The organism is Actinomyces oris (genome assembly GCF_001937445.1).
Classification (GTDB): domain Bacteria; phylum Actinomycetota; class Actinomycetes; order Actinomycetales; family Actinomycetaceae; genus Actinomyces; species Actinomyces acetigenes.
In genome coordinates this window covers 1-9,303 of the sequence record NZ_MSKS01000065.1, presented here as the reverse complement: position 1 = coordinate 9,303, position 9,303 = coordinate 1, and the positions used below count along the sequence as shown (strand labels likewise).

Sequence of the window (9,303 nt, the reverse complement as noted above, 5' to 3'; positions counted from 1 at the left end):
TGCAGTACGCACAACCCGTGGTCAGTGGATCCCGACCCTCGTGGAGTAGACCGACTCGGGGCAGGAGTGGGGCAGAGCCGGTTCGGTGCGGGCGGGGTCGGCGTCGGACCATGGCCTCCGGGCCCCCTGCGCAGGGGGCAAGGGGCGGGGGCGGGCCTGTGACGGAGGCGCCGGGCTGTGCCACCGAGAACCCCGGACTCGCTCCTGCGCGGCCCGGATCCCCGTCCGAGCGAGTGCCTCCCAAGTGAGGAGACAGCACAAACCGCCCGGAAGACGAAGGCCCCGCTCAGACGTCGAGGGCGTAGAGGATGGTGCCACGGGTGGGCACGTAGCCCAGGGACTCGTACAGGTCCACGGCGCCACTGGGGTTGTCGGTGTCGACGCCGGCGGCGGCGTACTCCATGCCGTCGGCGGCGTAGGCGCGCATGGCGGCCACCAGCAGCGCGGGCCCGATCCGGCGGTGGCGGTAGTCGCTGAGGACCCCGAGCACGTCGGTGTAGCCCTCCCGCCAGCCCAGTGCCTGCCAGTCCTGCTCGTAGCGGCCCGAACGCAGGTAGCCGGCGACGCGGGCCCGGTCCCCGGAGCGGTCCATGGCCACAAAGCTCCACTGGGGGGCGAAATAGGCACTGCCTGCGGTCCAGTCCTCGGGGGTGACGTTCTCCGCCTTCCAGGTCTCGGCCATGGCCTGGTTGTAGGCCCGGCGGACGTCGTCGTCGATCTCGGGGGTCCACGGGTCGATGGTGATGAAGCCGTCCAGGTCCACCTCGGGGATCTCGTCGCCGAGGAAACGGCGCACCTCCCGGTACCAGCGCGTCGGTTCAAAACCCATGTCCGCCAGGTGCCCCTGCATGCGCTTGTCATCCTCCATGACGGTGGTGACCACGTGGGCTGGGACCTGGGTCGAGCCCTTGCCCGGCACGGAGCCGGCTCGTTCGGCACCCACGAGGTGGCGGGCCCGCTCGGCCTGCCAGTGCAGGAGGGCACGACCGATGCCGCGTTTGCGTACGACCGGGTCCACGGTGCCGGTCATGGAGGCGTAGATCTCCCCGGCTGGGCGCAGGCGCACCAGGCCGAAGGCGCGCATGACGCCGTCAGCGTCGCGCCCGGCGACACCGGAGTAGGTGGGGTCGAGGAAGTACTCGGCCGTCTCCTGCTCACTGGTGCGGTAGGGCGGGTTGTCGACGTCCTCGGCCCGAGCGATGAGCGCGGCCAGCTCGTGGTTGTCCTCCGGGCCCAGCGGCCGCCAGGACAGCTCCCGCGACAGGGACGAACGGGGACCCGGGCGCAGGATGGGCCACGGTGAGGACCCCGCCCGGCGGATACCGTAACCGGGTGCCATGAGTGCACCTCCCTCATGAGGATGAAGAAAGACGATCAGTCAGTAAGCAGCGCGCCTCGACCTGCGGCGGGCCGTGACACGAAGGTTACTGGACCCTACCTGAAGGAGTGGCCGAGACCTGACGCGAGGATCAGGCGTCAATGCGCTCGCGATCAACATCACGGGCGCCTTCGACGATGAAGTCGCGGCGGGGCTCAACCGATGAGCCCATGAGGAGCTCGAACACGGACTCAGCCTCCATGATCTGGGCCTCATCCCCCAGGGTAATGCGCCGCAGGGTGCGATGTTGGGGCTCCATGGTGGTCTCGGCGAGCTGGTGGGCGTCCATCTCCCCCAGGCCCTTGTAGCGCTGGGGCTCCTTGAAGCTGCGGCCCGCGCGCTCCAGGCGGCGCAGGGTGGCGACGAGCTCCTCATCGGAGTAGGTGTAGATGATCTCCTTCTTGCGCCGCCCCGAGCCGGAGACCTCGATGCGGTGCAGGGGCGGGACGGCGGCGAAGACCCGGCCCGCCTCGATCATGGGGCGCATGTAGCGGAAGAAGAGGGTCAGCAGGAGGGTGCGGATGTGGGCGCCGTCGACGTCGGCGTCGGTCATGAGGATGACCTTGCCGTAGCGGGCGGCCTCCAGGTCGAAGGTGCGTCCGCTGCCGGCACCGACCACCTGGATGATGGCCGAGCACTCGACGTTGCGCAGCATGTCGGCCTGGGAGGCCTTCTGCACGTTGAGGATCTTTCCGCGGATCGGCAGGAGCGCCTGGAACTCGGAGTTGCGCGCGTTCTTGGCGGTTCCCAGGGCGGAGTCGCCCTCGACGATGAACAGCTCGGAGGCGGCGACGTCGTCGCTGCGGCAGTCGGCGAGCTTGGCCGGCAGGGAGGAGGTCTCCAGGGCCGTCTTGCGGCGGGTGATCTCCTTGTGCAGGCGCGCTGAGACGCGGGCGCGCATCTCGCCGACGATCTTCTCCTCCAGGGCACGCGCCTGGGCCTTGAGGTCCCGCTTGGAGGAGGTCAGCAGGGCGGTGAGCTCGCGCTCAACCACCTTGGAGACGATCTGGCGCACGGGCCCGGTGCCCAGGACCTCCTTGGTCTGCCCCTCGAACTGGGGCTCGGGCACGCGCACGGTGATGACGGCGGTCAGGCCCGCCATGATGTCGTCCTTCTCGACGCGGCCGTCCTTGGCGGTGAGCTTCAGGGCCCGGGAGTCGGCCTCGATGCGCTTGCGCAGCACCCTGGTGAGGGCCTGCTCGAATCCGGTCAGGTGGGTGCCGCCCATGGGGGTGGCGATGATGTTGACGAAGGAGCGCTCCGTGGTGTCGTAGCCGATCCCCCATCGCAGGGCGACGTCGACCATGCAGGTGCGCTCGACCTCAACGGGCCGCAGGTGCCCGCTGGCGCGGTCGAGCTGTTGGACGGTCTCGGTGTAGGTACCCTCACCGGTGAGGCGGAAGGTGTCGGTGACTGAGCCGTCGGAGGCAAGGAAGTCGACGAAGTCGGCGGTGCCGCCCAGGGCCTGGAAGACCTCGACGCCGTCGTCATCACCGGTGTCGAACAGGTCGCCGCGGTTCTCAGTGGCGTTCTTGGCGGCCGCCCGCAGGGTGACCTCGTGGACGGCGTCGTCGGTCTCGCCGGCGTCGGCGGCCGGCGTGGTGGAGGCGGCGATGGCCTCGGCCTCCGGACGCTTGTCCTCCAGGCGCAGGGTGAGGCCCGGGACGAGGAAGCTGGTCTGGCGCAGGCGGGCGCGCAGGGCGGCGGCGTCGTACTCGGTGGGCTTGGGGAAGATCTGGGGGTCGGCCCAGTAACGGACCCGGGTGCCGGTCACGCCGCGGCGCACCTTGCCGATGACACGCAGCTCGGAGGCCTTCGTGAACCCGGCGAAGGGGGAGGAGGGGCTGCGCCCGGCGGAGTCGTCGAAGATGCCGGGCTCGCCGCGATGGAAGCTCATGGCGTAGGTCTTGCCGCCGCGGTCAACCTCGACGTCCATGCGCTCGGCCAGGGCGTTGACGACGGACGCCCCCACGCCGTGCAGGCCGCCGGCGGCGCTGTAGGAGCCCCCGCCGAACTTCCCGCCGGCGTGCAGCTTGGTGTAGACGAGCTCGACGCCGGTCAGACCGGAGGAGGGCTCAATGTCCACGGGCACACCGCGCCCGTTGTCGCGCACCTCGATGGATCCGTCGTCGTGGACGGTCACCGAGATGTCGTCGCCGTGCCCCTCGAGGGCCTCATCGACGGCGTTGTCGACGATCTCCCACACGCAGTGCATGAGACCGCGCTGGTCGGTGGAGCCGATGTACATTCCCGGGCGCTTGCGCACGGCCTCGAGCCCCTCCAGGACGGAGAGGTGGCGGGCGGAGTAGTCGCCCCGGCTGGTCTTGTTCTCAGATGAGGGCACGCTGGGAATCTAGCCGATCAGTGCCGCCGGTGCCTTGTGCCCCGCCGCGGCAGGCCTGTGGCGTCATACGTCATGCAGCTACCGAGGCCGCCACGGGCCGCCACGACCGCTACGTCAGCGGAAGGGCGGGGCTCACCCGCGCGCTGCCGATCCCACGGCCCGCCTTACCCAGCCGGAAGCGCACCCGCCTCTTGAGCACGGTACCCGAGGCGGCCTGCCCGTCCACCAGCCCCTCGGCAGGGAAGAGCGTGAAGGTCCATCGCTCGGCGTAGTCCGAGTCGGGGACGAGCCCGGGCGAGCACTGCAGGAGGCGGGCTCCCCAGATTTGACGGGTCATGAGGGTGCGGGTGTCGACACCGTCGACCTCGAAGAGCTCCGTAGGAGCGGCGGTGATGTCCTCATGGCTTCCCGCCGAGATTCCGTACTGGCCGACGACGCCGGCCACCACCATCCAACCGTCCTTGCCCAGCATGGTCCCGGCGGCAGTTCCGACGGAGGCGCTGAGGTCAGTTCCCTCCCCCAGGGCCGGGTCGACGAAGTCCTCGGTCAGATCGGGCTGCTGACCGCGGCGGATGCCAGGATCAATGGCCCCGCGGGTGTCGAGTCGGTCGGTGGCCGGGATCGCCAGGAGTCCGTAGTCGACGTCGTCGGAGAAGCGGAATGAGGCGAAGTGCTCCCTTAAGTGGGCCACCGCGCGCTCGGCCCGCTCCCAGCGGGCACCGGCGCCACCTCCGACTCCTGCATCCTCGTCCAAGCACTCGGCGACGACCTCGGCGGGCGCTCGTAGCCCCACGGCCTCCAGCCTCTGCCGAAGGACCGCGTTGGTCGCCCAACCCGAGCGCTCCAGGCTCGCGATCTCACGGTCGCGGAACTCCTGCACCACCGACATCCTGACTGCTCCCTCCCGATTCCTGCGGGCTGACAGCTCGCCACGGTTACCTTCCAGCATTCACCCGACCGATCAGTTCCGTGGTGACGTGCGCCGTGGGCGAAAGCGCGTGCGCCTCAGGCGGAAACGGCCGTCTCGGAGGGGTGGAAGCGTCCGCGTCATGATGCAATGCGGTCCATGAGCACAACCGGAACCTCAACCGCCGCGCAGGCGGTGACCACCCTGGACGAGCAGACCGCTCCTGCCGCCGACTCCGCCGAGCGCCCGCTGACCACAGCCGACCGCTGCGACGTCTGCGACGCGCAGGCCTACGTCCGAGTCGTCATGCTGACCGGCGAGCTCTTCTTCTGTGGTCACCACGCCCGCAAGCACGCAGAGAAGCTCAAGGAGGTCGCACTGCTGTTCCAGGACGAGACCGCGAGCCTGGCCGCCGGCAGCTGACGGCGCCGGTCGACCCAGCCGACGTGGACTTCTTCACTGAGGTCGGCACTGCGGTTCACTGAGTATCACAGTCTTTTTCTACCGGATGCCGCATATCCTCATTCCTGAGGCCCTGCTCCTGTTCCCGCCCCGAGTCCCCCGGCACAGAGCCTTACGCTGAATGAAGCAACCTGCCCCCATCCAGGCTCGACGAAGCCGCGTGACCCCTGAAGGAACTGTCTGTGAAACGCTCTCTCTGCGTCATGACCGCCTCTGCCCTGCTCGTCTTCTGCGGCGCGTTAGCGCTTTCAGGATGCTCCGGATCCACCGGCTCCAGCGCCGCCTCCTCAGCGCACACCGCCCCGGCGGACGCGAAGGCCACCGGACCCGTCGTCATCGTCGACCTGCGTTCGGCTGAGGAGTTCAAGAAGGGGCACCTGGAGGGGGCCGTTAACTACGACTTCTCCTCGGGTGACTTCTCCAGCCAGATCTCAGGCCTGGACCGCAGCTCCCAGTACCAGCTCTACGGCTCCGCCGACCAGCCCAAGATGGCCAGTGCCGTCATGCGCAACGCCGGTTTCTCCGGAGTCACCGAACTGGGAACCCTCGACGCCGCCAAGAAGACCACCGGGGCCAAGGTCGTCACCGGCTGACGTCGGTCGCCCCGGCGGGCGAAGCTCGCCCGGCCCGCCCCGGTCACTCAGAGAAGCGGCAGCCCCTCCAGGAGATGGGTGAGGGCGACGACCTGCCTGGGCACGTACTCGGCGATCGTCAGGCCGACGACGTCGGCCGCCCGCCCTAGATCCCTGATCACGCGGTTGGTCTGAGTCACACTCAGGCCGCCGCGATCGTAGCCCAGTCTCAGCCGAACCTCATCGGCGTCCACGGTGTCGACATCCAGATGGACTGCTACGCGGCTGCAGCCGGTGGCCTCCAGCCACCTCAGCAGGGGCTCCGTCGAGTCGCCCAGGTCAGCCGGGCCGAAGGCGTGCAGCCCCCACGTGGCGATGTTGGGGTAGCCGTCCTCGGTCCAGGAGTGCAGGCCCGCCAGGGTCAGTCGACTCGGGGGGACAAAGGCCGCCAACTCCTCCATCACCTCGACGTCACCAGTACCGATGATGTGGGAGACCGCCATGGCGTGGTAGCCGGGGTGCTGGGAGTGCGAGGTGCCGATGTCGGGGTGGGAGTCGATCCAGACGACGGCCAGGTCGTCTCCGTAACGGGCGGCGAGCTCGGTGAAGGGGACGACGGAAACAGCGCAGTCCCCGCCCAGGGTGAGGATCCTGGGAGCGTCGTGCCGGGCGATCGCCTCGCGGGCGTCACGAATCCCGGCCAGGATCTGGGCACGCGACTCCATGCCGTTAGTGACGAGAACCTCCTCGCCAGTGGGTTCATCGCTGACGGGGACGATCTCCGTGGGACCGGCGTGCTCGGGCAGGAGCGCCGTCAGCACCCGGGTTCCCAGTGCATAGACGCGCCGCGCCTCCCCGTAGGGCAGCTCGGGCAGCAGGCCGCGCACCGAGGTCTCTCCCGCCCCCTGCCACTGGGGCCAGATGAGGCGAAGGGTGTCGGACTGGGCGAGAGCTGTGCGTGCGTCAACCATCTCAGTGCTCCTGAGCGAGGGAGTCTCCCGGTGTCCAGTTTACGATCCCGGGCTGTACACCACCTGACTCAGTCCTAAGTCTCACATGCAGAGGTGCCTGGTGGGAGCGGTCACCGTCGTCAAGGACGCACTGGGCGCCGCACCTCCACCCTGTGCAAGCTCGGCAGCGTGAGCCGGGGAGGTCGCCGACGACAACGACATAATTTACCATCCGGCTCTAATCCAGACTCGGTAAAAATGGTGGACGGGCCCGCACCCGTGTCCAACGCCCAGGGCCTCGGCGTGTGCGATGGCGCCGGTGAGGTAGTCCTTGGCGTCCCGCACCGCTTCCAGCCAGGTCGCCCGGCGTGGTCGCAGCGAGGCGATCGCCGAAGAGAGCGTGCATCCCGTGCCGTGGGTGTTCTGCGTGTCCACCCTGCGACCGCACAGGATCTCGACGCCGTCGGCATCGGCGTAGACATCGACGGCGTCACCAGCGTCACCGCTCAGGTGACTGCCCTTGACCAGGACCCTACGTGCACCCAGATCCCTCAGGCACTGCGCCTGGTTGCGCAGCTCACCGAGGGTCGCCGCGGGCTCCTCCCCCAGCAGGACGGCCGCCTCATAGAGGTTAGGAGTGATGAGATCGGCTTTGGCGCACAGACGGCGCACGGCACCGACCGCCTGCTCGTCGAGAAGGCGGTCCCCGGAGGTGGCCACCATGACCGGGTCGAGCACCGTATGAGTGAGTCCAGGCAGGTACTCCCCCACCGCGTCGGCCAGCTCGGCGGTGGCGAGCATCCCGATCTTCGTGGCATCGGGGACGATGTCCTCCAGCAACGTGTCCATCTGGAGACGGACGAAGTCGACCGGCACGGCGTGCACACCGGCCACACCGCGCGTTGACTGGGCAGTCAACGCCGTGATGACGCTCATCGCGTAGGCGCCGAGGGCACTCATGGCCTTCATGTCGGCCTGAATGCCGGCGCCACCACTAGGATCTGAGCCGGCGATGGTCAAGGCGGTCACGGTTGCCGAACGCTGCTGGCTCATCGCCGACATCCTTCGTCCCAGGCACGGTGCAGGTCGGCGGCGACGCTCCTGGGGTCCTCGGCCGTGCAGATGGCTGATACGACGGCGGCACCGGCCAGACCACCCGCCCGGAGGGCCGGCAGGTCGCTGGCCGTGATGCCGCCGATGGCCACAGCAGGCAGATCGATCAGGGCAGCCATGCGCGCCACGCCGTTCACCCCCAGGCTCTTCGGAGCGTCGGCCTTGGTGGCGGTGGGATGAACGACGCCGATGCCGACGTGGTCGCAGGCGCCCTGCTCTTGGGCGGTGCGCAGTTCGTCGGGAGTCGCGGCCGACAGCCCGAGGTAGGCTTCTTCCCCGACGAGACGGCGTGCGATGCGGGCGGGCAGGTCCGACTGGCCGAGGTGTACCCCGGCCACGGGCGCTCCCTGATCACGCGCCGCCAGGAAGATGTCGACGCGGTCGTTGACGATGACGGGGACCTGATCACCAATCACCTCGGCCACCTCCAGCACCCGAGTCAGGAAGAGTCCGCCGTCGGTACCCTTGGCGCGCAGCTGGACGCAGGTGACTCCGCCGTCGACAGCAGCCTCAACGGTGGCCAGGACGTCTCTGCCGCGCGAGCGGCACTGGCCCTCATCGGTGACGAGGTAAACCGACAGGTCCGGTGCGGCCCTCATGCCGGCCCTCCCCCGGCGGCGGTGGTCGCGCTGGTAGCACTGACGCTAACGTTCTGCAGGTCCTGCATCTCAAAGGCGTACAGGGCGTCGAGGAAGGCTGGTGGGAAGGATCCGGGGCCGGTTGATCGGACCTCCGCTCGCTCGGCAGCAGCGCTGTAGACGGCATGCGCAGCGACGACGGCGCTCACGTCATCCAGGCCCTCCTTCCGCCCCGCCCCGAGAAAGGCCGCGACCACCGCACCCAGAGCGCAGCCCCCGCCAGTCATCCGGGTCAGTAGCGCGGAGCCGCCCTGAACGTGGATGACGCTCTCGCCGTCGGTGATCAGATCGACGGGCCCGGAGACGGCGACAACGCAGCCGTGGCTGCGGGCCAGGTCGCAGGCCGGATCGAGTGCCGCGGCGACGTCGTCGGCGGTCTCGACGCCCCGCCCACCGCTGCCGTCTCCTGCCAGAGCCAAGATCTCCGAGGCATTGCCCCGTACGACGCTCGGTCCCCGGCCGAAGAGCTCACGGGCCAGCGCAGTGCGGTGCGTCAGCGTGCCGATGGCCACCGGATCGAGGACCCACGGCGTGCCCGCGTCGGCTGCCGCAGCCACGGCCTCACGGGCGGCGTCCCGCTGCTCGGGCTGAGGCGTGCCGAGGTTGATGAGCAGCGTGGAGGCGACGCGGGCAAAGGGGCCCGCCTCCCCCGTGATATCCACCATGGCGGGCGCCGCGCCCAGAGCCAGGAGAACGTTAGCGGTGATGTTGGTGACCACCGTGTTGGTGATGCAGGAGACCAGCGGGGCGTGGCGGCGTACCGCCTCAAGCGCCGCTGGGGTAGACATGCCCCAGTGCATGTGACATCCCTTCGTCAGTACTAGCTGGACAGGTTCGACGGGTGTGTTCTCAGCCATGTGGCACCCCGTGTCACGATCGAGACACTAGCATCGACGGCGTCGGCCCCGGAACCCATGCGGTTCCGGGGCCGACGCCGTC

General features: G+C 69.1%; 9 protein-coding genes and 1 riboswitch. Of the genes, 2 read left to right on the top strand and 7 right to left on the bottom strand.

Going from position 1 to position 9,303, the window contains the following annotated elements:
• Window positions 1-286: 286 nt before the first annotated feature.
• From BKH20_RS13235 to BKH20_RS13225, 3 genes are all read right to left on the bottom strand, one after another.
• Window positions 287-1,339, bottom strand: a complete 1,053-nt coding sequence (locus BKH20_RS13235) for a GNAT family N-acetyltransferase (protein ID WP_075391433.1) — start codon at window positions 1,337-1,339, stop codon at window positions 287-289.
• A 130-nt stretch (window positions 1,340-1,469) separates the two neighbouring features.
• Window positions 1,470-3,722: a DNA gyrase/topoisomerase IV subunit B gene (locus BKH20_RS13230; RefSeq protein ID WP_075391432.1), complete on the bottom strand. Its 2,253-nt coding sequence runs from the start codon at window positions 3,720-3,722 to the stop codon at window positions 1,470-1,472.
• A gap of 109 nt (window positions 3,723-3,831) precedes the next feature.
• Complete coding sequence (locus BKH20_RS13225) at window positions 3,832-4,611, bottom strand: hypothetical protein (protein WP_075373468.1); 780 nt, start codon at window positions 4,609-4,611, stop codon at window positions 3,832-3,834.
• Window positions 4,612-4,779: 168 nt separating this feature from the next.
• On the opposite strand from BKH20_RS13225, the gene BKH20_RS13220 reads away from it, so the two are divergent.
• Entirely contained in the window at window positions 4,780-5,052 is a 273-nt protein-coding gene (locus BKH20_RS13220; protein ID WP_178387915.1) for a DUF7455 domain-containing protein, read from the top strand.
• A gap of 221 nt (window positions 5,053-5,273) precedes the next feature.
• A complete protein-coding gene (locus BKH20_RS13215; protein WP_075391431.1) occupies window positions 5,274-5,684 on the top strand; it encodes a rhodanese-like domain-containing protein in 411 nt (136 codons plus the stop codon).
• Window positions 5,685-5,731: 47 nt separating this feature from the next.
• On the opposite strand, the gene BKH20_RS13210 is transcribed toward BKH20_RS13215, so the two are convergent.
• From BKH20_RS13210 to thiM, 4 genes are all read right to left on the bottom strand, one after another.
• Window positions 5,732-6,634, bottom strand: a complete 903-nt coding sequence (locus BKH20_RS13210) for an arginase family protein (RefSeq protein WP_075378127.1) — start codon at window positions 6,632-6,634, stop codon at window positions 5,732-5,734.
• 204 nt (window positions 6,635-6,838) lie between these two features.
• The gene (thiD, locus tag BKH20_RS13205) at window positions 6,839-7,666 is read right to left on the bottom strand and encodes a bifunctional hydroxymethylpyrimidine kinase/phosphomethylpyrimidine kinase (protein ID WP_075391430.1); all 828 of its coding nucleotides are present in this window, start codon (window positions 7,664-7,666) and stop codon (window positions 6,839-6,841) included.
• Complete coding sequence (gene thiE / locus BKH20_RS13200; RefSeq protein ID WP_075391429.1) at window positions 7,663-8,325, bottom strand: thiamine phosphate synthase; 663 nt, start codon at window positions 8,323-8,325, stop codon at window positions 7,663-7,665. Before thiE ends, thiD begins: the two co-directional genes overlap by 4 nt.
• Entirely contained in the window at window positions 8,322-9,152 is an 831-nt protein-coding gene (thiM, locus tag BKH20_RS13195) for a hydroxyethylthiazole kinase (protein WP_075391434.1), read from the bottom strand. The genes thiE and thiM overlap by 4 nt, the downstream gene beginning before the upstream one ends.
• Window position 9,153: 1 nt before the next feature.
• Window positions 9,154-9,242: riboswitch (TPP riboswitch) on the bottom strand.
• Window positions 9,243-9,303 lie beyond the last annotated feature (61 nt).